Origin of the sequence: Streptomyces sp. NBRC 110035, from assembly GCF_000829695.1 — a bacterium.
In the GTDB taxonomy this organism is placed as follows: Bacteria; Actinomycetota; Actinomycetes; order Streptomycetales; family Streptomycetaceae; genus Streptomyces.
The window spans coordinates 67,282-92,250 of record NZ_BBNN01000029.1; the positions used below are offsets into that span (position 1 = coordinate 67,282).

At 72.0% G+C, this 24,969-nt stretch carries 20 protein-coding genes, 1 tRNA gene and 1 riboswitch; of the genes, 6 read left to right on the top strand and 15 right to left on the bottom strand.

Annotation, left to right across the window (positions count from 1 at the left end; all coding sequences use genetic code 11):
• Positions 1-218 precede the first annotated feature (218 nt).
• From TU30_RS19580 to TU30_RS19590, 3 genes are all read left to right on the top strand, one after another.
• Complete coding sequence (locus TU30_RS19580) at positions 219-1,325, top strand: SGNH/GDSL hydrolase family protein (RefSeq protein ID WP_234307912.1); 1,107 nt, start codon at positions 219-221, stop codon at positions 1,323-1,325.
• Between the two features lie 105 nt (positions 1,326-1,430).
• Positions 1,431-2,651 (top strand): acetyl-CoA C-acetyltransferase, encoded by a 1,221-nt coding sequence (locus tag TU30_RS19585; RefSeq protein WP_042171731.1) that lies wholly within the window; start codon positions 1,431-1,433, stop codon positions 2,649-2,651.
• Positions 2,652-2,957: 306 nt separating this feature from the next.
• A complete protein-coding gene (locus tag TU30_RS19590; RefSeq protein ID WP_042171732.1) occupies positions 2,958-3,767 on the top strand; it encodes a hypothetical protein in 810 nt (269 codons plus the stop codon).
• Positions 3,768-3,860: 93 nt separating this feature from the next.
• On the opposite strand, the gene TU30_RS36550 is transcribed toward TU30_RS19590, so the two are convergent.
• Positions 3,861-4,172, bottom strand: coding sequence for a hypothetical protein (locus TU30_RS36550; RefSeq protein WP_176726225.1), 312 nt, complete (start codon positions 4,170-4,172; stop codon positions 3,861-3,863).
• Positions 4,173-4,272: 100 nt separating this feature from the next.
• Between TU30_RS36550 and TU30_RS19600 the strand changes: the two genes are divergently transcribed.
• Entirely contained in the window at positions 4,273-4,506 is a 234-nt protein-coding gene (locus TU30_RS19600) for a DUF4287 domain-containing protein (protein WP_042171734.1), read from the top strand.
• A 126-nt stretch (positions 4,507-4,632) separates the two neighbouring features.
• Here the strand turns inward: TU30_RS19600 and TU30_RS19605 are convergent, their stop codons facing one another.
• Together TU30_RS19605 and TU30_RS19610 are read right to left on the bottom strand one after the other, a co-directional pair.
• Positions 4,633-5,541, bottom strand: a complete 909-nt coding sequence (locus TU30_RS19605; protein ID WP_042171735.1) for a Bax inhibitor-1/YccA family protein — start codon at positions 5,539-5,541, stop codon at positions 4,633-4,635.
• A gap of 744 nt (positions 5,542-6,285) precedes the next feature.
• Positions 6,286-6,373 (bottom strand) — tRNA-Leu (locus TU30_RS19610).
• Positions 6,374-6,828: 455 nt separating this feature from the next.
• Between TU30_RS19610 and TU30_RS19615 the strand changes: the two genes are divergently transcribed.
• Complete coding sequence (locus tag TU30_RS19615) at positions 6,829-7,599, top strand: ABC transporter ATP-binding protein (RefSeq protein ID WP_042171736.1); 771 nt, start codon at positions 6,829-6,831, stop codon at positions 7,597-7,599.
• Between the two features lie 87 nt (positions 7,600-7,686).
• Complete coding sequence (locus TU30_RS19620; protein WP_042171737.1) at positions 7,687-10,215, top strand: ABC transporter permease; 2,529 nt, start codon at positions 7,687-7,689, stop codon at positions 10,213-10,215.
• A gap of 149 nt (positions 10,216-10,364) precedes the next feature.
• Here the strand turns inward: TU30_RS19620 and TU30_RS19625 are convergent, their stop codons facing one another.
• The 12 genes from TU30_RS19625 to TU30_RS19680 all read right to left on the bottom strand — a co-directional run bounded on the left by TU30_RS19625 (position 10,365) and on the right by TU30_RS19680 (position 24,941).
• The gene (locus tag TU30_RS19625; protein ID WP_042171738.1) at positions 10,365-11,663 is read right to left on the bottom strand and encodes a cyclopropane-fatty-acyl-phospholipid synthase family protein; all 1,299 of its coding nucleotides are present in this window, start codon (positions 11,661-11,663) and stop codon (positions 10,365-10,367) included.
• Between the two features lie 357 nt (positions 11,664-12,020).
• Positions 12,021-13,433 carry an NAD(P)/FAD-dependent oxidoreductase gene (locus TU30_RS19630; protein WP_078878376.1) on the bottom strand — a complete coding sequence of 471 codons (1,413 nt, stop codon included), beginning with the start codon at positions 13,431-13,433 and terminating at the stop codon, positions 12,021-12,023.
• Positions 13,434-13,853: 420 nt separating this feature from the next.
• Entirely contained in the window at positions 13,854-14,804 is a 951-nt protein-coding gene (locus TU30_RS19635; protein ID WP_042171740.1) for a Ppx/GppA phosphatase family protein, read from the bottom strand.
• Positions 14,801-15,400 (bottom strand): DUF501 domain-containing protein, encoded by a 600-nt coding sequence (locus TU30_RS19640; protein WP_042171741.1) that lies wholly within the window; start codon positions 15,398-15,400, stop codon positions 14,801-14,803. The genes TU30_RS19635 and TU30_RS19640 overlap by 4 nt, the downstream gene beginning before the upstream one ends.
• A 54-nt stretch (positions 15,401-15,454) precedes the next feature.
• A complete protein-coding gene (locus TU30_RS19645) occupies positions 15,455-15,931 on the bottom strand; it encodes a septum formation initiator family protein (protein WP_042171742.1) in 477 nt (158 codons plus the stop codon).
• A 146-nt stretch (positions 15,932-16,077) separates the two neighbouring features.
• A complete protein-coding gene (eno, locus tag TU30_RS19650; protein WP_042171846.1) occupies positions 16,078-17,358 on the bottom strand; it encodes a phosphopyruvate hydratase in 1,281 nt (426 codons plus the stop codon).
• A gap of 276 nt (positions 17,359-17,634) precedes the next feature.
• A complete protein-coding gene (locus tag TU30_RS19655; RefSeq protein ID WP_042171743.1) occupies positions 17,635-18,408 on the bottom strand; it encodes a transglycosylase family protein in 774 nt (257 codons plus the stop codon).
• Between the two features lie 4 nt (positions 18,409-18,412).
• Positions 18,413-18,582: riboswitch (cyclic di-AMP (ydaO/yuaA leader) on the bottom strand.
• Positions 18,583-18,913: 331 nt separating this feature from the next.
• Positions 18,914-19,828 carry a transglycosylase family protein gene (locus TU30_RS19660; RefSeq protein WP_042171744.1) on the bottom strand — a complete coding sequence of 305 codons (915 nt, stop codon included), beginning with the start codon at positions 19,826-19,828 and terminating at the stop codon, positions 18,914-18,916.
• A 331-nt stretch (positions 19,829-20,159) separates the two neighbouring features.
• Positions 20,160-21,446 carry a cytochrome P450 gene (locus TU30_RS19665; protein WP_042171745.1) on the bottom strand — a complete coding sequence of 429 codons (1,287 nt, stop codon included), beginning with the start codon at positions 21,444-21,446 and terminating at the stop codon, positions 20,160-20,162.
• A gap of 81 nt (positions 21,447-21,527) precedes the next feature.
• Positions 21,528-22,517, bottom strand: a complete 990-nt coding sequence (locus TU30_RS19670) for a nucleoside triphosphate pyrophosphohydrolase (RefSeq protein ID WP_042171746.1) — start codon at positions 22,515-22,517, stop codon at positions 21,528-21,530.
• A 105-nt stretch (positions 22,518-22,622) separates the two neighbouring features.
• Positions 22,623-23,273, bottom strand: coding sequence for a SurA N-terminal domain-containing protein (locus TU30_RS19675; RefSeq protein ID WP_042171747.1), 651 nt, complete (start codon positions 23,271-23,273; stop codon positions 22,623-22,625).
• 171 nt (positions 23,274-23,444) lie between these two features.
• Positions 23,445-24,941 carry a serine/threonine-protein kinase gene (locus TU30_RS19680; RefSeq protein ID WP_267889349.1) on the bottom strand — a complete coding sequence of 499 codons (1,497 nt, stop codon included), beginning with the start codon at positions 24,939-24,941 and terminating at the stop codon, positions 23,445-23,447.
• Positions 24,942-24,969: the final 28 nt, after the last annotated feature.

Below are 24,969 nucleotides of genomic sequence, written 5' to 3' on the forward strand. Positions count from 1 at the left end.
AAGTGGTGATGCCAGCCTAGAGCCTGCTCCGGGCCCTGTCCGTGAACCCGCACCCGCACCCGGGCCCGCACCCCGGGCCGCCCCGCCCCGGCCCGGCCCGGCCCTCCCGGGTCGTTCACCCACCGCGAGGATTGGATCACGGTCCGTACGGGGCAAGCACTGGGTGTACGGCAGTGAGGCTGTCCAGCGGTACGGCTCGAAGGAGGTGGCGGCGAGGCATGACGAGGACGTCGAGGGCGAGGGTGGCCCGGCGGATCGCGGCCGGTGCCGCGTACGGCGGCGGGGGCATCGGCCTGGCCGGCGCGGCCGGCGTCGGGCTGCTGCTGGCCGAGGTCCGGCTGGCGCGACGCCGTGTGGGCAACGGCAGGAGCCCGAACGTACCGAACGCGGACGGACTGTACGGCGCCGTCTACACGGTGCCCGGGCTGCCGGCGCTGCGGCTGACGATGCTGGGCGACTCCACGGCCGCCGGCCAGGGCGTGCACCGGGCCGGTCAGACCCCGGGCGCGCTGCTGGCGTCGGGGGTCGCGGCGGTCGCGGAGCGGCCGGTGGGGCTGAGCACGGTGGCGGCACCCGGGGCCTGCTCCGACGACCTGGACCGGCAGGTGACACGGGCCCTGGCGGATCCGTCCCGGGTGCCCGACATCTGCGTGATCATGATCGGCGCCAACGACGTCACGCACCGCGTGCCGCCCGCGCGCTCCGTCCGTCACCTGTCGGCGGCGGTGCGCCGGCTGCGCACGGCGGGTGCGGAGGTCGTCGTGGGCACCTGTCCCGACCTGGGCACGATCGAGCCGGTCCAGCAGCCTCTGCGCTGGCTGGCCCGGCGGACCTCCCGGCAGCTGGCGGCGGCCCAGACGATCGGCGCGGTCGAGCAGGGCGGGCGCACGGTGTCGCTGGGCGACCTGCTCGGCCCCGAGTTCGCCGCCAACCCCCGCGAGCTCTTCGGCCCCGACAGCTACCACCCCTCCGCCGAGGGGTACGCCACGGCGGCCATGGCCGTCCTGCCGACGGTCTGCGCCGTGCTCGGCCTGTGGCCGGCCCAGGACGAGCGGCCCGACGCCGCACGCCGCGAGGGCTTCCTCCCCGTCGCCCGGGCCGCGGCCGAGGCCGCGTCGGAGGCGGGCACCGAGGTCACCGCGGCCCTGCCCAGGGGCCCCAGGGGCCCCTGGGCGCTCCTCAAGCGCCGCAAGCGCCGCCGGGTGTGGGAGCCGGAAGCCGGGGCGCGGTCCGCTCCGGCGGAGGAACCCACGGAATCCGGGGAATCCGGGGAATCCGGGGAGCCCACGGAATCCGGGGAGCCCCAGGCCAAAGCAAGCGCTTAGTACATTGCGGCCAGTGTCACACCGCGCGCCCCGTGACCCCGCCACTACGTCCGGGTAACTTCCCCTGCAGCCCTGTCCAACCACCCGGTAGCCCCAGGAGCCGTAATGCCCGAAGCCGTGATCGTCTCTGCCACCCGTTCCCCCATCGGCCGCGCCTTCAAGGGCTCCCTCAAGGAGGTGCGCCCGGACGACCTGACCGCGTCGATCATCCAGGCCGCCCTCGCCAAGGTCCCCGAGCTGGACCCCGGGGACATCGACGACCTGATGCTCGGCTGCGGCCTCCCCGGCGGCGAGCAGGGCAACAACCTCGGCCGCGTCGTCGCCGTGCAGATGGGGATGGACCACCTCCCCGGCTGCACCGTCACGCGCTACTGCTCTTCGTCCCTGCAGACCTCCCGCATGGCGCTGCACGCCATCAAGGCCGGCGAGGGCGACGTCTTCATCTCGGCCGGCGTCGAGACGGTCTCCCGGTTCGCGAAGGGCAACTCCGACAGCCTGCCCGACACCCGCAACCCCTTCTTCGCCGAGGCCGAGGCCCGGACCGCCGCCGTCGCGGAGCAGGAGGGCACCACCTGGCACGACCCGCGCGAGGACGGCCTCGTCCCGGACGCCTACATCGCGATGGGCCAGACCGCCGAGAACCTGGCGCGCCTGAAGGGCGTCACCCGGCAGGACATGGACGAGTTCGGCGTCCGCTCGCAGAACCTGGCCGAGGAAGCCATCAAGAACGGCTTCTGGGAGCGCGAGATCACTCCGGTGACGCTGCCCGACGGCACGGTCGTCGCCAAGGACGACGGCCCGCGCGCCGGCGTCACCCTGGAGGGCGTCTCGGGCCTCAAGCCCGCCTTCCGCCCCGACGGCATGGTCACCGCCGCCAACTGCTGCCCGCTCAACGACGGTGCCGCAGCCCTCGTCGTCATGAGCGACACCAAGGCCCGCGAGCTGGGCCTGACCCCGCTCGCCCGGATCGTCTCCACCGGCGTCTCCGGCCTCTCCCCCGAGATCATGGGCCTCGGCCCGGTCGAGGCGTCCCGGCAGGCGCTGCGCCGCGCCGGCCTCACCATCGACGACATCGACCTGGTGGAGATCAACGAGGCGTTCGCCGCTCAGGTCATCCCCTCCTACCGCGAGCTCGGCATCCCGCTGGAGAAGCTGAACGTCAACGGCGGCGCGATCGCCGTCGGCCACCCGTTCGGCATGACCGGCGCACGCATCACCACCACACTCATCAACTCCCTCCAGTTCCACGACAAGCAGTTCGGCCTGGAGACGATGTGCGTCGGCGGCGGCCAGGGCATGGCCATGGTCATCGAGCGCCTCGGCTGACCGGATCGGCCACACCTGCCGCGAGACCGCAGGAGCGCGCAGAGTGGCCGGAAGAGAACGTTCGGTGAGGCCTTGGCCCGGGACCCTCGCACCACCGGGGTTCCGGGCCGTTTCGTGATCCAATCTCCCCCAGGATGTGACCTATCTCCCTCGCCGCGGTGATTCACGCAGGTCAGAGCTCTGCCCCCACCCAGCCTGGAAACCACACTCTGTCCGTTTCGTGACGTTACGCACTGACAGATGGTTAGTCCACCCTTCAAGCTGATGTAGGAAGTCGGGGGTCGACTTTGAACCGGGAGTACGTCAGTGAGCGCCATGCCGATCGCCCTGTTGGTCACCACGGCCGCAACCGGCGCCGTGGGCGTCGCTGTCCTGCGCAGCATTCTGGTGCTGCGCCGACAGGTCGCGGCCCTGCACGCCGAGCTGGTCAAGGACCGCGCCGCCGCCACGCGCGCGCTCCTGCCCGCCGCCCGCTCCGCCCACGCCGACGAGATACGCGCGGCCGTGGCCGAGGCGCTCGCGGAGGAGCGGGAGCGGGAGCTCGCCGAGGCACGGGCGTTCTGGGCCGCCCAGGAGTCGCGTGACGTCTCCGACGCGCCGTCCCTGCTGGGCCTGGCCGACAGTGAGCTGTTCATGCCGCGGCAGGCCGACCTCACGGGTCTGGAGCAGGGGACCGAGCCGGGCGCCGACGCCGACGAGTACGCCCCGAAGGACTTCGTCCAGGGCGTTACGCCCACCGAGTCCCCGGAACTGGCCGCGGCCCGCCGTCGCCACCCTTCGCACCCGGACTTCGTCCCGAACGCGTCGCCGGTCGTCAACGACCACGAGCGCACCGTCTCCACGCTGGAGGAGCTGGCCTCCTGCGAGGTGGAACTGACCGACGTCCGCCCCGGCCCGCTGGGCACCCTGGACGTCTACGTCTTCGCCGACGGCACCACGCTGTGCATGACGCCGGGGCACCGGGAGACCGCCGAACGGCTGGCCGCGGCCGTGCGCGAGGGCCGGAGTCCGTTCCTGCTGGGCGGTTCCGGCGTCTCGGGCGCGTACACGCTGACCTTCGCCTGCGGCGAGGAGAACGTCTACATCCTGGCGGACCGCGTCATCGCGTCCCTCTGAGCCGCCCGTTCCGGCCTGTCCGCCCGGTCCTCGTGCCCGGCTGTCCGCCCGTGCCTTTTCCCGCGCCGGTGTGCGCCCGGGCCGTTCCCGGCCCTACACCCCGGCGCGTTTCTGCGCCTCCTCCACGAGCCGTAGCGCCTCCGCCACCTCGTCCTCGTCCTCCAGCACGAGCGCCAGGTCGTGACCGGCGACGGTGACCTGGTCGGCGGCGGCGAACATGCCCGCGTCGGGCATCTCGCGGGGCTCGGTGCCCGGCTCCTCCACGCGCTGGGTCCACAACGCCAGTTCCCTGGCCAGGGCGAGCGCCTCGGCGGCGGCCCCCCGTTGGAGCCGGCTCTGCGGCGCGGCCCGCAGGCGGTCGGCGAAATGATCCACGGCACGGGTGAGGGGCGTCGTATCAACCACGCGGTGAGCGTACGCGGCACGACAGGACTGTTGCCAACGGGCGGCCGCTCGGGCACGGTGATCTGAAGGACCGGCTCACACCCCTGCTCTGGAGGCGCCGATGTCCCAAGTCCTCTCCGAGGAGACCCACCGCAACATGCTCGCCCGCATCCCGCAGTGCACCGGTCGCGAGGTCTCCGACTGGCTGCGCACCGTCGAGGAGGAGGGCCCGTCGCTCTTCCGCTTCGAGGAGAAGGTCAGCTGGCTCCGCCACGAGTACGACCTGGCGTACGGCCACGCCAAGGCGATCGTCCACGAGTACGACCTGAGAAGGGCCGCGCGCAATCTGCGCTGAGCCCACGCCCCGCCCACCGTCCGCCACCCGCCCCGTCCGCACCACGGCGAAGGGCCCCGGGTGAACCCGGGGCCCTTCGCCGTACGTACCGGTGGATCAGACGCGTCGAGCGCTGGTCACCGGCCGCTAGTCACTGCTGTTGAGGATCGCGATGAGCCTCAGGAACTCCAGGTAGAGCCAGACCAGCGTCAGCGTGAGGCCGAAGGCCGCGAGCCACGCCTCCTCGCGCGGGGCACCGTAGGCGAGGCCGTCCTCGACCTGCTTGAAGTCCAGGGCGAGGAAGCAGGCACCGAGGATGATGCCGACGACACCGAAGATGATGCCGAGCGGGCCGCTGCGGAAGCCGAGGCCGTCACCGCCGCCGAACACCGCGAACAGCAGGTTCACGGCCATCAGCAGGATGAAGCCGAGCGCGGCCGCCATCACGAAGCCGTAGAAGCGGCGGTTGACGCGGATCCAGCCCGCCTTGTACGCCACCAGCACACCGACGAAGACCGCCATGGTGCCCAGCACGGCCTGCATGGCCGCACCGTCGGCGATGCGGTTGTCGACGACGCTGGAGATGACGCCGAGGAAGACACCCTCGAACGCGGCGTACGTCAGGATCAGCGCGGGTGCCGCCTTGCGCTTGAAGGCCTGCACGAAGCCCAGCACCATGGCGATCAGCGCGGCGCCGATGCCGATGCCGTAGGACCGGCCGAGGTTGGCGTCGTCCACGGGCAGCAGGGCCCAGGCGAGCGCGGCGAAGACGACGAGCACGCCGAGCGTGGTGCCCGTGCGCATGACGACGTCGTCGATGGTCATCCGGTCGGCGGCGGCGGGCGCCTGCGGCGGCGCGCCGTGCTGCACGTCCTGCTGACCGTACGGGTTCTGTGCGTAGGGGTTCTGCGCGTACGGGTTGCCGGTGGGCTGCGCGTACGGGTTGCCCTGCGTGGCGACAGCGGGACCCCCGGCCTGCGGCGCGGTGTTGAAGCCCGCGTAGCCGTTGTCGCGGCTGAACCCCCGTCGCGAGAAGACCGGGTTTCTGCTCCTCATTTCACTCCTCCATGGCCACACAGCATGGCCTTGGGCTCAAGAGTAATAGGTAAGCAAAGGAATGACCCCCATGCCTGAGAAGGATCTTTCCCTCGTCGTGCTGCACAACACGCTACGCGACCATGCGATTCCCCTCATCGCAGGGAACCGGACCATGACCGACCCGGTACCCGCCCGGGACCGGCCGGAGATCACCCGCCCCCGCCACCGGTGGCGTCCTCGCCGGCGCCTCCCGGGCCCCGTCCCGGCCCTTCTCCCCGATGCCTTCCGACGTCTTCCCGGCGCCTCCTCCGACGGTCACGTGCCGGCCGGAGACGTCGGGGGCCGGCCCCGGCACCGGGACGCGCGCGGGCGTCGCACCGCTTCGGCCCCCGTCGTGACCGCCCGGCGCCGCTTCGGCCCCCCTCGTGACCATCCGGCACCGGAGCCGGCCCCCAGCCCTCGAGCCCGCCGTCGGTGTGGACGGCCGGGCCGGTGAGCCCGCGGGACGCGATACGGCGAACCGGAGGGAAGCCCGCGCACCCGGGCCGGCTTCGCCGGCGTGTGGTCGGAAGGTGTCACCGTCGCCCAGCACGCCGACCGCCCCGCGCACCCGCACCCCCCACGCCCGGGCGGCACCGTCCCCGCCTCGCCGGGACGCGGGAGGAGGCCCGTCGCGGACCACGCCTGACGCGCCGTCGGGTGCGAACGCCTCCTCGCCCAGTGGGCGGAGGCAGCCGAGAGAGGCAGGAGCCGTGACAACGGTGGTGCCCGGAGCCGGACTTGAACCGGCACGCCCCCAGCAGGGGCAGCGAGGTTTAAGCTCGCCGTGTCTGCATTCCACCATCCGGGCAGGCCATGGGCTCCGCATCGGGCCCCCCGAGCCTATCGGGACCCCTCCCCCGAACTGCGGGGTGGTGAGCCGATGTTGTCTTATTTTATTGACGCCTGAGGGTGTATCAGGCCACGGAAACTGCCATCAGCACATGCCACCAGCCTTGCGTGCGGGGGCCGGCGGTGCGTACGGAATGACGGAATTTCACCGCCCGAACAAGGGCACTCCACCCGTTCCCACGACATCCACCGCGCAGTGGGACTCCGCTCGGCACGAAGGCACTCCCCGGCTCCGGTGACTCCTCCCCCGCTCCGGGTCCGCCGTCATCCCCAGGTATGACGGCGGCGACCGGGGTCCGCCCCGAGTCGCCCCCCGGAACCGGAACAGCGGCTGACTACACGGCGGCGGGCGGGCGCGACGATGGAGACCGTCCCGTTCCCGCGCAACGCCGTTCCGTCAGGAGTGCCCATCCCGTGACCACCGCACCCATCGCCGACCGGACCACCGCCGTGGCCGCACGCGCCACGGAGCTGTCGAAGATCTACGGCCAGGGCGAGACCCGGGTGGTCGCCCTCGACCAGGTCTCCGTGGACTTCCGGCAGGCCGAGTTCACCGCGATCATGGGCCCCTCCGGCTCCGGCAAGTCCACGCTGATGCACTGCGTGGCCGGGCTCGACACGTTCTCCGCCGGTTCCGTGCGCATCGGCGACACCGAGCTGGGCTCCCTCAAGGACAAGCAGCTGACCAAGTTGCGCCGGGACAAGATCGGCTTCATCTTCCAGGCGTTCAACCTGCTGCCGACCCTGACGGCCCTGGAGAACATCACCCTCCCGATGGACATCGCGGGGCGCAAGCCGGACAAGCAGTGGCTCGACACCGTGATCCGGATGATCGGACTGTCCGACCGGCTGAGCCACCGGCCCTCGCAGCTGTCCGGCGGTCAGCAGCAGCGCGTCGCCGTGGCACGGGCGCTCGCCTCCCGGCCCGAGATCATCTTCGGCGACGAGCCCACCGGCAACCTCGACTCCCGGTCCGGCGCCGAGGTGCTCGGCTTCCTGCGCAACTCCGTGCGCGAGCTGGGGCAGACGGTGGTCATGGTGACCCACGACCCGGTCGCCGCGGCCTACGCGGACCGGGTGGTGTTCCTCGCGGACGGCAGGGTCGTGGACGAGGTGCACGGACCGACGGCCGACTCGGTGCTCGACCGCATGAAGCAGTTCGACGCCAAGGGCCGCACCAGCTGAGGCTCCGTCACTTTTCGTGGTGACGCGCCCCCGCCCCTGCTGACGTCCCGCACCCCCACCCGTACGACTGGACTCGAGAAGACACCCATGTTCCGTACCGCCTTGCGCAACGTGTTCGCGCACAAGGCCCGGCTCCTGATGACCGTGCTCGCCGTGATGCTCGGCGTGGCCTTCGTGTCGGGAACCCTGGTCTTCACCAACACCATCTCCGACGCCCTCCAGAAGAGCTCCGCCAAGGGCTTCGACCACGTGGACGTCGCCGTCACCCCCGGCTGGAAGGACGCCGGGGGCGACGAGCTCGGTGAGGCTTACGAGCTGACCCCGGCCATGGTCGAGGACAGCGCCCGGGTGCCCGGCGCCGCGCGGGCCATCGGGGTCGTCACCGGGTTCACCGCCATGGCCGACCGGGACGGCAGGCTGATCGGCGACGGCTTCCAGTCGCAGGGCGGCAACTACTGGGGCACCGACGACCCCCGCTACCCGCTGACCGAAGGGCACGCCCCGAAGGGCGCGGACGAGGTCCTCATCGACACCGAGACCGCGAAGCGCACCGGCTACCAGGTCGGTGACACCGTACGGATGTCGGTCGACGGCCCCGTCCTCGAACCGGTCGTCGCCGGCGTCTTCACCACCGACGACGGCAACGTCGCGGCCGGCGGCAGCCTCGCGCTGTTCGACACGGCGACCGCGCAGAAGCTGTTCGGCAAGGGGGACACGTTCGACGAGATCGCCGTCAAGGCGAAGGACGGCGTCTCCGACGCCGCGCTGCGGGCGGAGCTGGACAAGGCGCTGCCCGCCGGCGCCGTGGAGACCACCACCGGCACGAAGCTCGCCGAGGACCAGGCGAGCATGATCGCCTCCTCCATGGAGGAGATGAAGCAGAGCCTGCTGGTGTTCGCCGGCATCGCCCTGTTCGTCGGCACGTTCATCATCGCCAACACCTTCACGATGCTGGTCGCCCAGCGCACCCGGGAGCTGGCGCTGATGCGCGCGGTCGGTGCCTCCCGCCGGCAGGTCACCCGGTCGGTGCTGCTCGAGGCGTTCGTGGTGGGCGCGGTCGCCGCCGTGGTCGGACTGCTCACCGGTATCGGCATCGGGGCCGGGCTGCAGGCCCTGATGGGGACGTTCGACGGGTCCGTGCCCGCCGGACCGCTGGTCGTCACTCCGGGCACCGTCGGCACCGCGTTCGCGGTCGGCGTCCTGATCACCATGCTCGCCGCCTGGCTGCCCGGCCGCCGGGCCGCGAAGATCCCGCCGGTGGCGGCGATGAGCTCCGTGCACGCCAAGGCGACGACCAGGTCGCTCGTCCTGCGCAACACGCTGGGCGCGCTCGTCTCGGGTGCCGGCGTCGCGGTGGTCCTCGCGGCCACGACGATGAGCGGCACGGACGGCCAGGCCCCCATGGGCATCGGCGCGGTGCTGCTGATCATCGGCGTGTTCATCCTGACCCCGCTGCTGTCCCGCCCGCTGATCGCCGCCGCGGCGCCGGTGCTGCGCGTCTTCGGGGTGTCCGGGAAGCTGGCCCGGCAGAACTCGGTGCGCGACCCGCGCCGTACGGCCGCGACCGCGTCCGCGCTGATGATCGGACTCACCCTGATCACCGGCATGACGGTGGTGGCGGGCAGCCTGCAGAACGCCATCGACAAGATGGCCGCCTCCTCGATCGAGGCCGACTACGTGGTGTCGATGGCGAACGGCAACTGGCTGTCGCCGGACGTCGGGCGGGCCCTGAAGCAGTCCGACGGCGTCACCGCCACCAGCCCGCTGCGCAACGGGGCCGTCCGCCTCGACGGCGGGACCGACTTCGTCACCGGCGTCGACGGCGCCTCGATCGGCGAACTGACCGACTTCCCGGTTCTCGACGGCGCCTTCGAGGTGACCGGCACGCGGGTCGTCGTCGACCAGGAGACGGCCGAGGAGTACGGCTGGAAGGCCCGTTCGCGCTTCGCCCTCACCTACGAGGACGGCGAGAAGCAGGAACTGACGGTCGCCGGTGTCTACGAGGGCAACAAGATGTTCCGCGGCATCATGCTCGACACCGCGACCCTCGCCCCGCACCAGTCGGACCCGCTCGACATGCAGGTCATGGTGAAGACCTCCGGCGGCGCCTCCGACGCGGCGAAGGACGGGCTGGTGGAGGCCCTCGGCACCAACCCCGGAATCAAGGTGAAGGACAAGAAGGACATCTCCAACGAGCTGGCGTCCACGCTCACCCTGGTTCTGAACATGGTCTACGGGCTGCTGGGGATGGCGGTGCTCGTCGCGGTCCTCGGGGTCGTCAACACCCTGGCCATGTCGGTGTTCGAGCGTTCCCAGGAGATCGGCATGCTCCGCGCGATCGGCCTGGACCGCAAGGGCGTCAAGCGGATGGTCCGCCTGGAGTCCCTGGTGATCTCCCTGTTCGGCGGGGTGCTCGGCATCGGCCTCGGCGTGTTCTTCGGCTGGGCGGCCGGCCGGCTGGTGGACTCCACGGTGGCGACGTACGAACTGATCCTGCCCTGGGACCGGCTGGCGGTCTTCCTGCTGCTGTCCGGCGCCGTGGGCGTCATCGCGGCACTGTGGCCGGCCCGGCGGGCGGCACGGCTGAACATGCTCGGGGCGATCAAGGCCGAGTAGCCGTCGGCGGCCGGAGGGTGAAGCAGTACGGGGGGACGGGGCGCGGGCCCTGTTCCGGTGGCCGAAGCCGGCTCGGCGTCGGTCGCCGGAACAGGGCCCTTCGTCGTGCCGGGTGCCGGCCGAGGGGCGGAGGGACGGGCACCGCTCCGTCAGTTCCAGGTGCGGGCGCGCAAGGGGAGACCGGAGGTGCCGGATCCGGGGGTCCGCACGGCCAGGACCTGGTTGACGCCGAGGCGGTTGCGTTCGAAGGCGAGCGCGGAGGCGGCCATGTACAGCAGCCAGACGCGGGCACGGCCGGGCCCCGCGAGGGAGACCGCCCGGTCCCAGTCGGCCTCCAGGTTCGCCACCCAGCGGCGCAGGGTGAGGGCGTAGTGCTCGCGGATCGACTCGACGTCGCGCGTCTCGAAGCCGGCCCGCTCCAACAGGGACACGGTGGTACCCACGAGGGCGAGTTCACCGTCGGGGAAGACGTACGCGTCGATGAACGGGGTCAGTTCGTACTCCGCCTCGTCCCGCTGCGGGCGGCGCGCGATCTGGTGGTTCAGCAGCCGCCCGCCGGGCCTCAGGAGACGGTGCAGAGCGGTGGCGTACTCCAGATAGCGCGGGGAGCCGACGTGTTCGGCCATGCCGATCGAGGAGATGGCGTCGTAGGGGCCGTCCGTGACGTCCCGGTAGTCCTGGACGCGGATCTCGACGCGGTCGGTGAGTCCTTCTTCGGCGACGCGCTTGCGGGCGTACCCGGCCTGCGCCGGGGAGAGGGTGACGCCGACGACGCTCACGCCGTGCTCGCGGGCGGCGTGGATCGCCATGGAGCCCCAGCCGCAGCCGACGTCCAGCAGCCGCTGCCCGGGCGTCAGGGCGAGTTTGCGGCAGACGAGTTCCAGCTTGTCGCGCTGGGCCTGTTCGAGGGTCGCCCGCGGCGGCGGGGCGGGCCAGTAGGCGCAGGAGTACACCATGGACGGGCCGAGGACGATCTCGTAGAAGTCGTTGCCGACGTCGTAGTGGTGGCTGATGGCCCGCCGGTCGCTGTGCCTGGTGTGGAGGCCGCGGCGGGGCCTGCGGACCTCCTCCGGGGGCGGGCCGGGCGGCAGCGGCGGGCCGGCCAGCGCGACGAGGCCGCGGACGGCGGAGCGGACGCCCGGGTCGCGCAGGGACCGGGCGAGGGTGGGGGCGTCCTCACCGCGCTGCCAGACGAGGCCGGCGATGGCGTCGAGGGCGGTGTACAGGTCGCCCTCGACGCCGAGGTCTCCGGTCACCCAGGCGCGGGCGAGGCCGAGTTCGCCCGGCTTGAACAGCAGGTGGCGCACGGCACGGCGGTTGCGTACGACGAGGATCGGGGCGGTGGGCGGACCGGCCTGTGATCCGTCCCAGGCGCGGATGCGCAGCGGGAGGGGCGCCCCCACCAGCTGTTCGACAAGGCCCTTCAGCCGCGGAGCGGCGTCTCTCATGGTGTGCACCTCCGATAGGGCCGTCCCCTGCTCGAGCGAGGTCGAGAGCCTGGGGAGGGGAAATCCCGGAATGTCCTCACCAAGAAAACACCTACGGGGCGCACGGCACCCCCCGGCGCGCGTCATGAGTGGGCAAAACGCCGGAAAGGGCCGCCCGCACCACGGATGGCGGGCGGCCCTTTCGAGGAGCCGAAGACGGCCCGGCAGACGGCGTGTCGCTCCCGACGGGCGAACCGGGGGACGTCGGGAGGCCTGCGGACCGGGCGGACCGCAGGCCGCCCGACCGGGCGCGGGCCCGGCGGGGCCTGCGGGTCGGACGGCCTGCGGCGGGAAAGCCTGCGGTCGGGAGGCCTGCGGTCAGGAGGCCTTGGCCTTCTCGCTCCCGGCCTTCTCCGCCTTCCCGGCCGGGACCGGCTCGGCGGCCGCGGGCAGCGGCGCCGGCTTCGCGGCCTCGTAGAACTCGTCGCGCGGGGACTGGATCGCGCCCAGCGAGACGACCTCGCGCTTGAGGAAGACGGCGAGCGTCCAGTCGGCGAAGACGCGGATCTTGCGGTTCCAGGTCGGCATCGCGAGGCCGTGGTAGCCACGGTGCATGTACCAGGCGAGACGGCCCTTGAGCTTGATCTTCATCTTGCCCATGACGATCATCGCGACGCCCTTGTGCAGGCCGAGGCCCGCCACCGCGCCCTTGTTGGCGTGGCTGTAGTCCTTCTGCGGGAAGCCCCGCATGCCGGAGACCACGTTGTCGCCGAGGACCCTGGCCTGGCGCAGCGCGTGCTGGGCGTTCGGCGGGCACCAGGCGTTCTCGTTGCCGGCCTTGCGGCCCACGAGGTCCGGCACCTGGGCGTTGTCGCCCGCGGCCCAGATGTAGTCGGTGCCGGTGACCTGGAGGGTCGGCCGGGTGTCGACGTGGCCGCGCGGGCCCAGCGGCAGGCCGAAGCGGGCCAGTGCCGGGTTCGGCTTGACGCCCGCCGTCCACACGATCGTGTGGGAGTCGACCTCGAGGCCGTTCTTCAGCACGACGTGGCCGTCGACGCAGGAGTCCATGGAGGTGGAGAGGTAGACCTCGACACCGCGGCTCTCGAGGTGCTCCTTGCCGTACGCGCCGAGCTTGGGACCCACCTCGGGGAGGATCTTGTCGGCGGCGTCGACGAGGATGAAGCGCATGTCCTCGCGGGAGACGTTCCTGTAGTACTTGGCCGCGTCCCGGGCCATGTCCTCGACCTCGCCGATGGTCTCCGCGCCCGCGAAGCCACCGCCCACGAAGACGAAGGTGAGCGCCTTTCGGCGGATCTCCTCGTCCGTGGTGGAGTCGGCCTTGTCGAGCTGCTCGAGGACGTGGTTGCGCAGGCCGATGGCCTCCTCGATGCCCTTCATGCCGATGCCCTGCTCGGCGAGGCCGGGGATCGGGAAGGTGCGGGAGACCGCGCCGAGCGCGATGACCAGGTAGTCGAAGGGCAGCTCGTAGGCCTCGCCGACGAGCGGCGCGACCGTGGCGACCTTGCGGTCCTGGTCGATGGTGGTGACCCGGCCGGTGAGAACCTCCGCCTTGGGGAGCACGCGTCGCAGGGGGACGACGACGTGCCGCGGGGAGATGTTGCCGGCGGCGGCTTCGGGGAGGAAGGGCTGGTAGGTCATGTACGACCGCGGGTCGACGACGGTGACGGTCGCCTCGCCGTAACGCATCTTCTTCTGGATGCGCCGAGCTGCGTACAGGCCTACGTACCCACCGCCTACTACGAGGATCCTGGGACGCTCCGTGGTGCTCATGCCATCGAGTATCCACCCGCCCCGAGGGGTGGGCTCGTGCGCCCCTTCACAAGCTCGGACAGTGCTCGTGTTACACTTCCCGGCTTTTGTGATCAAGCCCATGCCGGGATCCGGGAACCAGGGCCGCCCGCGACCCGTTGTCAATGCCGCGTGAGCTGCCTCTCTTCGCTCCCGAGACCCCCGTGAGGTCGCGCGCGGAGGGTCGGCGGCGACCCCTCGGGAACCCCCCGCCCGCGCCTCCTGAACACGTTCAAAGCGACCCAGGGGGCTCGAAAGGGGCAACCGGACCCGGTTCTTCGATCCACCGGGCCGATTTCCTTGTGAAGAACTTCACGAACTTTCCCGCCGACACTCCGCGGAAGGGCCCGACCGGCCCTTCCGATCACCGCTCAAAGTGTGTTCCCGCTGCTCGGCAGAGCACTACGCGTCAGTGGCGACGGACCAGGCGATCCCGTCCAGGATGTCGTGCTCGCTGACGACGACCTCCTTCGCGCCGGTGCGTTCCATGAGGGAGAGCAGGACGAGGGCGCCCGCCCCGATGACGTCGACCCGGCCCGGGTGCATGGAAGGGATCGCCGCCCGTTCGGCGTGGGTGGCGTGGAGCAGGCGGTCGGTGATCTCGCGGACGCGTTCCCGGGTGACCCGGGAGTGGTGGATGGCCGTCGAGTCGTACGCGGGCAGGCCCTGGGCGATCGCCGACACGGTCGTGACCGAACCGGCCAGGCCGACCAGGGTGCGGGCCTCGCGCAGCGGGACCGTCCGCTCGGCACGGTCGAGGGCGGCCTCGATGTCGGCCCGCATCGCCGCGATCCGCTCCTCGGACGGCGGGTCCTGCACCACCCCGTCCCGCAGCAGGTGCCGCTCGGTCATCCGTACGCAGCCCACGTCGACGGACCGGGCGGCCCGTACGCGGTCGTCGCCCACGACGAACTCGGTGGAGCCGCCGCCGATGTCCACGACCAGGAACGGGCGGTGCAGGTCCGCACGGCCCGCCAGTTCCCTGGTGGCGCCGGTGAAGGAGAACTCGGCCTCCTGGTCGCCGGTGATGACCTCGGGCTCCACGCCGAGGATGTCCAGCACTCCGCGCACGAACGCGTCGCGGTTCTCGGCGTCGCGGGAGGCGGAGGTGGCGACGAAGCGGACGCGCTGCGCGCCGTGCTCCTTGATGACCCGGGCATACGCGCGGCAGGCGGCGAACGTCCGCTCCAGCGCCTCGGGGGCGAGCCGGCCCGTGCGGTCGACGCCCTGGCCGAGCCGAACGATCGTCATGCGCCGGTCCAGGTCGACGAGTTCACCCGTCCGCGGGTCGGCGTCGGCCACCAGGAGCCGGATCGAGTTGGTACCGCAGTCGATGGCGGCGACGCGGGTCATCGGCCGTCCTCCTCGATCGGCCTGGCCGCGAAGTAGCCGCCGTCCGAGCTCTCCACCTGCCATCCCCCACCGGCGGGCGGCTCGGCGGCCGTCACGCACGGGCCCTTGCGCCACCACTGCGGCAGCATCGCGAGCGCCTCGTCGCCCAGCGGGTTGACGCCGGGGCCGGCGGCCAGCGAGTGGGCGACCAGGACGTGCAGGCACTTCACCCGGTCCGGCATCCCGCCGGCGCTCGGGAAGTTCTTCAGTTCCTCGATCTCGTCGCGGCGCCGGACGTAGTCCTCGTGCGCCGCGCGGTAGGCGGCCGCCAGCACCGGGTCCGTCGCCAGCCGCTCCGTCATCTCCTTCATCACGCCGTTCGCCTCCAGCGTCCCGATCGCCGAGGCGGCCCGGGGGCAGGTGAGGTAGTACAGCGTCGGGAAGGGGGTGCCGTCGGGCAGCCTCGGCGCGGTCTCGACGACGTCCGGCTGCCCGCAGGGGCAGCGGTGCGCGATGGCGCGCAGCCCGCGCGGGGGCCGCCCGAGCTGCTGTGTGAACGCCTCGACGTCCGCGTCGGTCGGGTCGGTGCGCGGGGTCGTGGGCGGGGGCGTTTCCATACCTGTCTTTCTGCGGTGCTGGTGCTCGTGAGGAGTAAGGCTACGGCGCCGGGCTCATCGCCCGGCCGCATCGGACGTGTCGACGCCGTCCCAGACGTTGGCGTACCAGGGGCGGTCGGCCGATCCGCGGTCGGCGCGCGGCTGCTCGGCCGCGCCCGGGTCGATCACGATGTAGCCGGTCTCGCCGGGCATGACGTAGTGCAGCCGGGCGCGGACCTGCTGCTCGGCGTAGGCGTCGTCCTGCCAGCGCGCCTTCAGGTCGCGCAGCTGCTCGACCCGCTGCCTGGCCGCGTCCTGCTCCTGCTGGAGGTCGGCGATGTCGGCGCGCTGGGACACGTACTCCCGCATGGGATAGGCGAGGGCCACGATCAGCGAGCAGACGACCAGGGCGAGCAGCGCGGCCCGGCCGGTCAGCCGGGAACGGCGGGCCTGGCGTTTGGTCTGCGAACGGTAGACCCGGGCGGCGGTCTGCTCGCCGATCAGCCGGATCCTGGTCGCGGTGGAGAACCGGTCCCGGTCCTTCACGGCCATCTCCCCGCCTCCCGTTCCCCTGTCATACGCGCGTACGTCCCCGGACACGGTACGGGACCGCGTCCGGGGACGTACGGACGCCCGGCCAGGACACGACGACCCCGGTCGTCACCCGGCGCGGGCCGTCGGTTCGGCGGACCGGCGGATCAGCCCTTGAACCGCGGGAAGGCGCTGCGGCCGGCGTACACCGCGGCGTCGTCGAGGATCTCCTCGATGCGCAGCAGCTGGTTGTACTTGGCGACGCGCTCGGAGCGGGCCGGGGCACCGGTCTTGATCTGGCCGCAGTTGGTGGCGACGGCCAGGTCGGCGATGGTGACGTCCTCGGTCTCGCCGGAGCGGTGCGACATCATGCACTTGAAGCCGTTGCGCTGGGCCAGCTCGACGGCGTCCAGGGTCTCGGTCAGCGAACCGATCTGGTTCACCTTGACCAGCAGGGCGTTGGCCGCGCCGTCCTCGATGCCGCGGGCCAGGCGCTCCGGGTTGGTGACGAACAGGTCGTCGCCGACGATCTGGACCTTGTCGCCGAGCTTGTCGGTGAGGGCCTTCCAGCCGTCCCAGTCGTCCTCGAACAGCGGGTCCTCGATGGAGACCAGCGGGTACGCGGCGACCAGCTCGGCGTAGTACTCCGTCATCTCGGCGGCGGAGCGCTCCTTGCCCTCGAAGACGTACGTGCCGTCCTTGTAGAACTCGGAGGCGGCGACGTCGAGCGCGAGGGCGATCTGCTCGCCGGGGGTGTAACCGGCTTCCTTGATGGCCTCGAGGATGAGGTCGAGGGCCTCGCGGTTGGAGCCGAGGTTCGGGGCGAAGCCGCCCTCGTCGCCGAGGCCGGTGGACAGGCCGCGGCCCTTCAGCACCTTCTTCAGCGTGTGGTAGACCTCGGTGCCCCAGCGCAGGGCCTCGGAGAAGGACTCCGCGCCGATCGGGGCGATCATGAACTCCTGGATGTCCACGTTGGAGTCCGCGTGCGAACCGCCGTTGAGGATGTTCATCATCGGCACCGGCAGCAGGTGCGCGTTGGGGCCGCCGAGGTAGCGGAACAGGGGCAGGTCGCTGGCCTCGGAGGCGGCGTGGGCGACGGCCAGGGAGACGCCGAGGATGGCGTTGGCGCCGAGGGAGCCCTTGTTGTCGGTGGCGTCCAGGTCGAACATCGCCTGGTCGATCAGGCGCTGCTCGGTGGCGTCGTAGCCGACGAGCTCCGGGCCGATCTGCTCGATGACGGCCAGGACGGCCTTCTCGACGCCCTTGCCCTGGTAACGGTCGGGGTCTCCGTCACGGAGTTCGATGGCCTCGAAGGCGCCGGTGGAGGCGCCGGACGGGACGGCGGCACGACCCGTGCTGCCGTCGTCGAGGCCGACCTCGACCTCGACCGTGGGGTTGCCTCGGGAGTCCAGGATTTCCCGGGCTACGACGACGTCGATGGACGGCACGAGCATCTCCTTCATGGATGTGACGTGGTTCAGCGGGGCCACGGGGCCCTGCGGACCCGAGCCTATCCGGCTCGGGGCGATCGGCCATCCGGTCGGCCGCTTCGCGGACAGAACCGAGAGTAAATTGTTTCCGAACGGAACAAAGACGGGTCCGGGAAACCCGGGAACGGGAGGCCCGTTCCGGCCACGGAAAAGCCCCGCCCCGGCGCACGGGGGACGCGCGCCGGGGCGGGGCAGGCCTCCGCGGGGCCGGGGCCCGGACCCGCGGCCGGCGTCCTACTTCAGGTGCAGCTGCTGGCCCGGGTAGATGAGGTCGGCGTCCTCGACGATGTCGTCGTTCAGCTTGAACAGCTTGTCCCAGCCGCCCTTGACATCGTGCTCCGAGGCGATCGAGCTGAGGGTGTCGCCCTTGAGGACCTTGTACTCGCCGTCGCCCTTCTTGACCTTCTCGCCGGTCGGGGTGGTGACGGTCTTCCTGGCGGCCGGACGCTCGTCGGAGCGGGAGGCCTTCTGCTCGGCGGAACGCTCGGGAGCGGCCTCGGTGCTCTGCTCCGGCGCCTGCTGCTCCGGCGCCTGCTGCTGGGAGCCCTGCGAGGAACCGCCGCCCTGGCTGCCGGAGTTCTGACTGCCCGAGCTCTGGCTGCCCGAGCTCCCGGTGGAACCGCCACCGGTGTAGGCGGCGCCGGACAGGCCCTTGCCGCAGACCGGCCAGGCACCCTTGCCCTGGCCCGCGAGGACCTTCTCGGCGATCTCGATCTGCTGGGCCTTGCCGGCCTGGTCGGCGGTGGCGGCGTACTTCGTGCCGCCGTAGCCGGCCCAGGTGGAGGCGGAGAACTGCAGGCCGCCGTAGTAGCCGTTGCCGGTGTTGATCGACCAGTTGCCGCCGGACTCGCACTGGGCGACGGCGTCCCACTCGGCGGCGGTGGCGGCGGAGGCGTTGCCGGCCGCCATCAGCGGGGCGGCGACGGCGGCACCGGTGACGCCGGCGACGGCGATGGCACGGGTGGCCTTGGACGGACGACGGTGCTTGCCCTTGCTGGAAAACAGCATGGATGGATCCCCTCACCGACGCCTACGAGGTGAGCTGTCGGGTTCGGGCCGGTTGAGTTGCCCGGCCGCGTTCCCCTGCGGGACGCGGCTTCACCCCGAGCCGCACCCGGCGCACTTCACCGGATCCGGCGCCTACCTTGGGTCCCCCGCTCCTGCCTACGGCGCATGACGCGACGACTGTTCCCGTGCTGCCACTGGCAGGATTCGGCGTGGCGGCAGCCGGGGCCCGTGATGACGAGCGGTCACGACCGTAGACACGCTCGCAGCGGATTATCAAAGACGATCAGGGCTTCTGAGACCTATCTCTCATCACCTTTAAACCGGACATTTGTTGCGAACCATGACTCTCAACTTCCACCATCGGTGCGCTTTTTCGCATTCCGGGCCACCTGTCACCCGGTCGGCGCGCCGCCACCACCCGGCCGGCGCAGGGCCGACGCCCGAGCGACCGGCCGCCGCTGTAGGAATGTCAGAATTCAACCGACTCAAACAGGAATGCGATCCCTTAACCGAAAAGGGTGAGATGCGGGGTGGCGGCACCCTCGGCCTCGTCGCCCCCGCCGTACTGGGCGAGCCATCCACCACCGAGGGCAAGGGAGTCGGAGGCGGCCGAGGAGCCGCCCGCGGAGCCCGACCCGGAGTCGCTCGACGGGGAGGAGCTGTCGAGGCTGCGCGTGAAGCCGAGACCGCCGCGCGACGCGTGCCGCCCGGAGGATCCGGCGTCACGGCCCTCGCGCGCCTCCTCCTCGGCGCTGGCGCCGCGGTGGCGACCGCTGCCGGAGTCCTCGCCGTCGGCCGACTCCGAAGCGTCGGCCTTCTGCCCCGACTTGCCCGAGTCGTCCCCCTGTGCGGAGGGAGACGCCGAGGGCGAGGGAGAAGCGTCCGCTCCTGCTTCCTTCTTCTGGCCGTTTTCGGCGCCCTCGGCGTCCTTCGCGTCCGACGAGGAGCCGGCGGACTGGGAGGGTGACGGAGTGGCAGATCTTTCGGAGCCGGACGCACCCGACGAGTCACCCTCCACGCCGGTGTCGACGTCGAGCGCGGGCGCGTCCTGGTCCAGACCCCCCAGCAGCCCGCAGGCTCTCCACACGCCGACACCCTGGTCGGCGAGAATCTTCTCGGCCACGGCTATCTGCTGGCCGCGGCTGGCCTGGTCGGCGCTGGGCGCGTAGTCGAGGCCGCCGTAGGCCTCCCAGTCCTCCTGGGTCAACTGCAGGCCGCCGTAGTAGCCGTTGCCGGAGTTCTGGCTCCAAGAGCCGCCCGACTCGCACTCGGCCACCCGGTCCCAGGTCGAGCCGTCGGCGGCACTGGCGGCGCCGGCCCCGAGGAGGGGGATCGCGATGGCCGAGCCGGTCACTCCGGCCGCGACGAGGAGAGCCGGAGCCTGGCGGGGGCGACGGTGACGACCGTTCCCGGAGAGCATGCGGAGACCTTTCGCAGGAGAACAGTTGCTCGCACGGCGTTTCGAACCATGGCGTATGAAAAGCGGGACGCCGCGCTTGATGGGTGAACGTATAGGCAGTCGAGCGTCTGTCACAAGTTCATGCCGCGCAGATCACATGAAGATCACAGAGTTGAGTGGGTGTCACCTTTACGGACGTCCTACCAAGGGTCGACGGACCCTGTTCGAGGGGGTCCTGACGGTCACTGGAGCCGTGGCCGACGGGCATGCCGAGGGTCTTTCCGGGGCCCTTTCACAGACCATCCTGGGCATTTCGGAATGCTTTCCGGGCGCGCCGCCCCCGTTCGCAACATCACATCGGGGGCGGGGTGAATTTCACCGGCAGTGTGCGCAGTCCGCGCATGATGAGGCCGCCGCGCCAGCGCAGTTCGGCCGGATCCGCCGCGAGTTCGAGGTCCGGCAGCCGGGTCAGCAGCGTGGCGAGCGCGGTCTGGCCCTCCAGGCGGGCCAGCGGGGCGCCGAGGCAGTAGTGGATGCCGTGGCCGTACCCCAGATGCTGGTTGTCGCGCCGCGCGAGGTCGAGCGCGTCGGGGTCGGCGAACCGCTCCGGATCGCGGTCCGCGGCGGCCAGGACGACGAGGACCGGGTCGCCGGCGGAGATGTGCTGCCCGCCGAGGGTGAGCGCCTCGGTGGCGAACCGCCAGGTGGCCAGCTCCACGGGCCCTTCGTAGCGCAGGAGTTCCTCCAGCCCGGTCTCCAGCAGCCCGCGTTCCCCGGCGGCGAGGGACGTCTGCAGGCGCTCACGCTGCCCCGGGTGCGTGAGGAGGGCGTAGGTGCCGTTGCCGATGAGGTTGACGGTGGTCTCGAAGCCGGCGAACAGCAGGATGAACGCCATGGCGGCGGCCTCGTTCTCGGTGAGGTGCTCGCCGTGGTCGGAGGCCCGGATCAGGCCGGAGATGAGGTCCTCGCCGGGGGCGGGTTCGGCGGGCAGGGCCTCGCGCTTGCGGTGGATCAGGTCGGCCAGGTAGCCGCGCATCTTCTTCACCGACCGGGCGACACCGCCCCTGGGCCCGCCCGCGTGACGGATCATCATGCCCGCCCAGTCGCGGAAGTCGTCCTGGTCCTCCTTCGGAACGCCGAGCAGGTCGCAGATGGCGTGGATGGGGAGCGGGAAGGCGAAGTCGTGGATGAGGTCGGCGGAGCCGCCTTCCGCGAACCGGTCGATGAGGCCGTCGGTGAGCTCCTGCACCCGGGGCGCGAACTCGGCGACCCGGCGCGGTGTGAACGCCTTGCTGACCAGTCTGCGCAGCCGGGTGTGGTCCGGCGGGTCGATGTTGAGCAGATGCGTCATCAGCTCGGCCTTGCGCTCGCCGGGGATGCCGGTCCTGCCCCTGGCGTGGGCGGGCCCGTCGTGGTGCGCCGGGTTCTTCGAGAGGCGGGGGTCGGCGAGGGTCTGCTTGGCGTCGGCGTACCGGGTGACCAGCCAGGCCTCCACCCCGCTGGGCAGCCGCGTCCGGTGCACGGGCGCGTGCTCCCTCAGCCAGGCGTACGCGGGGTAGGGGTCGCTCGCGAACTCCCAGGTGAAGAGTGCGGGGGCGCCGTGCTCGGGCCGGGGCTGAGGCTGGTGCTGGTCGGTCACCGCTCGACCGTATCCGGCGGCACGCGGGCAGGTGCGTCCCGCTCCCCGCGACGGTGGCCGGCCACGCCGGGGGACCGCGCCCTACTCCCCCACGCCCTCGGCGGCCCGTATCGCGTCCCGGTAGGCCCGGGCGGCCGCGCGCAGCGCCGCTTCCGGGTCGACGCCCTCCGCCTCGGCCCGCGCCGCGAGGCCGAGCAGTTCGTAGCCGATGCCCTCCGCCCGGGGCAGGGGGACGTCCAGGCCCGCCGTGCGGACGCGGGAGGCGAGTTTGGCGGCGAGGGCCAGTCCCGGCTGGCCGAGCGGGACGCCCTCGGTGACCGAGGTGCGCCGCTTCTCGACCGCCTTGGTACGCAGCCAGTGCTCCTTGACCTCCTCGGGGGTGGTCGCCGTCGCGTCGCCGAAGACGTGGGGGTGACGGTGGACGAGCTTGGTGACGATGCCGCCGGCCACGTCGTCGACGGAGAAGGGCTCCTCGGGGTGCTCCTCTGCTATCCGGGCGTGGAAGACGACCTGGAGGAGGACGTCGCCCAGTTCCTCGCGCAGTTCGTCCCGGTCGCCCTCCTCGATCGCCTCGACGAGTTCGTACGCCTCCTCGATGCCGTACTTCGCCAGGCCCTGGTGGGTCTGCCGGGAGGACCAGGGGCACTCGGCGCGGATGCGGTCCATGACCTGGACGAGGTCGAGCAGGCGGGCGCCCGGCAGGTCGTAGGAGGCGGGGAGCAGTTCCAGTTCCGGCATCGGGACGCGGCCGGTGCCGGCGAGGCGGGCCAGGCCGTCGGTCAGGGCGGGCTCGCCCTCGCCGGTCGCCACGACCACCACCGTGCGCCCGCCGGCGCAGGCGTCCACCAGCTCCTCGGCGGCCGGGGACGCCTCCTCGACCGGTATGCCCGCCTCCCGCAGATACGGCAGCTGCGGATGGGTGCCGTCCGCGCACAGCACCGTGTCGGCCGCGCGCAGGGTCTGCCAGGCGGGCCAGGACAGCAGACCGGGCGCGACGCGGTGGCTGGTGGTGAGCAGGACGATGCGGCCGGTCGGGGCCGCGGAGGGGGCTGCGGGGCTGGGTGCGTTCACGGTCCGAAACTAACCCACTGCGGCGCCGGCCCTCCGAAGGTTGTCCACAGGGGGACCGGCGCGGTGTGACGGTACGCCCGGCCCGTCCGGCGACCGCCCGGCCCGTCAGGCGACCGGCTGGGCCGCGGCTTCCCCCGTGACGTCCCGTACCCACGGGGTCCTGGCGTCGACGCGGCTGCTCTTCTCGTCGTCCCAGGTGCCGTAGCGCGGGTTGAGGTCGACGTCGAGCTCCTTGCTCGCCTCGGACAGCGCCTGCCAGAACTCGGGCCTGCTGGTGTCGGTGCCGAGCCGCTGGGCGAGCTTCTGGGCCTGGAGCTGCAGGCGGAGGTTGTCGTCGAGCCGCTCCGGCGGGATGCCGTACTGCTGCAGCCAGGCCGTCTCCAGCGCCTCGGCCCCGCCGGCCTGTTCCTCCAGACCGGAGCGCATCCCCTGGACCTCCTTGGGGGTGACCGTCACACCGGCGTCGCGCGCGGCGCGCTCCAGCACCCGGTCCAGGACCATGCCCTGCAGGGTGTCGCGGGTGAGGCTGCCGGTGCGGGCGATGACCTGCTCGTACTGGGCCTCGTCCGGCACCGCCTCCCGCTGGGCCGCGCGGATCTCGCCGACCCGGCTCTCCAGCTGCGACACCGTGATCCGCTGACCGCCCACGACGGCCGCCGCGCCGGGATGCGCGTCGTTCCCGCAGGCGGTGAGCAGGGGGGCCGCCGCGGTGAGGGCGGCGGTGAGGAGGAGCGCGGTGCGGCGACGGCGGTGCAAGGAAACCTCCTGAGGAGAGCTTGTGCGGCGGTGCACAAAGTCCTGCGGTGATCGATGGTAGGCAGCGGCCGGGCTCCGGCCAACCCATTCGACCAACGATTCACCAGGACTTCCGGCACCGCCGCACCCCCGCCGGCCCGCCCGGGTGGTGAAAAAGGACGTCCTGCCCCGTTATCCGCGCACCTGCCCCAGCCACTGCAGGGTCCGGCGGATCTCCCCGGCGAGCGGGTGGCCGGGGCCCTGGGAACGCTCCACGTCGTGCAGCAGCCGGGCCAGGGTCTCGTGCGCGGCCGGGCGGTCGCCGAGGGCGAGCAGGAGGTGGCCGATGCGGCGGCGGACGTCATGGGCGAGCTGGGGGTCGCCCGCGGCCACGTACCGGTTCTCGTAGTACGGCAGCAGCGCCCGGTACTCGGAGAGCGCCGCTGTCGGCCGGCCGAGCTGCTCCAGGCACTGGGCCGCCTCGTAGCGGTAGCGCAGGGACTGCGGGTCGGCCTGGCCCGCCTCGGTGGCGCGTTCGTCGGCGAGACGGCGCAGTTCGGGCAGCGCGCGCCGGTACTGGCCGTCGTCCAGGAGGGTGGCGGCGTACTGCTTGCGCAGGGTGCGGACGACCGGGGAGTGCTCGCCGTGTTCTTCGGCGGCGACGGGCAGGATGCCGCCGAGAATGTCCACCGCCTGGGTGATACGGCCCTCGCCGAGCAGCCGCTTGACCTCGTCCACGGCGGCGGCGACATCGGCCTTCTCCGTGACGGGCGCGGGCGGTGCGGCGGGGACGGGCTGCGGCGCGGGGGTGCGCGCACGGTCCGGCCAGGGGGCGTGCGGACGCAGGAAGGGACGTGTGGGGTCGAGGGGCGCTCCGGTGGGTGTGCCCCGCGACGGCAGCAGCAGCGTCAGGTGCTCGTAGACCTCCTGGGCGGAGGCGGGGCGGTGCTGCGGGTCCTTGGCGAGCAGACGCAGGACCAGCGCCTCCAGGGCCTCGGGGACCTCCTGACGGACCTGGCGCACCGGCTGCGGCGCCTCGTAGAGGTGCCGGTGCAGCACGCCGAGCGCCGTCGAGCCCGCGAAGGGCACGTCGCCGCTGAGCAGTTCGTGCAGCAGCACGCCGAGCGCGTACAGGTCCGTGTACGGGCCGACCACGCCGCCCATCGCCTGCTCCGGGGCCATGTAGGCGGGCGAGCCGATGGGTGAACCGGTGTGGGTCAGGCGCGTGGTGTCGCTGTCCATGACGGAGGCGACGCCCAGGTCGAGCACCGTGACCGTGCCGTCCTGCTTCACCATCACATTGCGCGGTTTGAGGTCACGGTGGACGATCGGCACGGCGTGCACCGCGCTCAGCGCGGCACACAGCTGCGCGGCCACCGCCACCGCCCACTGCCACGGGTACGGGGTGTGCTCGGCGAGGTGGTCACCGAGGTCGGCGCCGTCGACGTACTGCATGACGAGGAACAGCTCGTCGCCCTCGCTGCCCGCGTCGTGCACGGTGACGAGGCCGGGGTGGTCGACCTGCGCGGTCACCCGGCACTCGCGCACGAAGCGGCGGCGCAGTTCGTCGGCCTCCTGGCCGGCCACCTTGTCCGGGCGCAGCAGTTTCACCGCGACCCGCCGGTCCAGCCGCTTGTCGTAGGCCGTCCAGACCTGCCCCATGCCGCCCTGCCCGATGAGCGTGGACAGCTCGTAGCGGCCGGCGACGACACGTCCC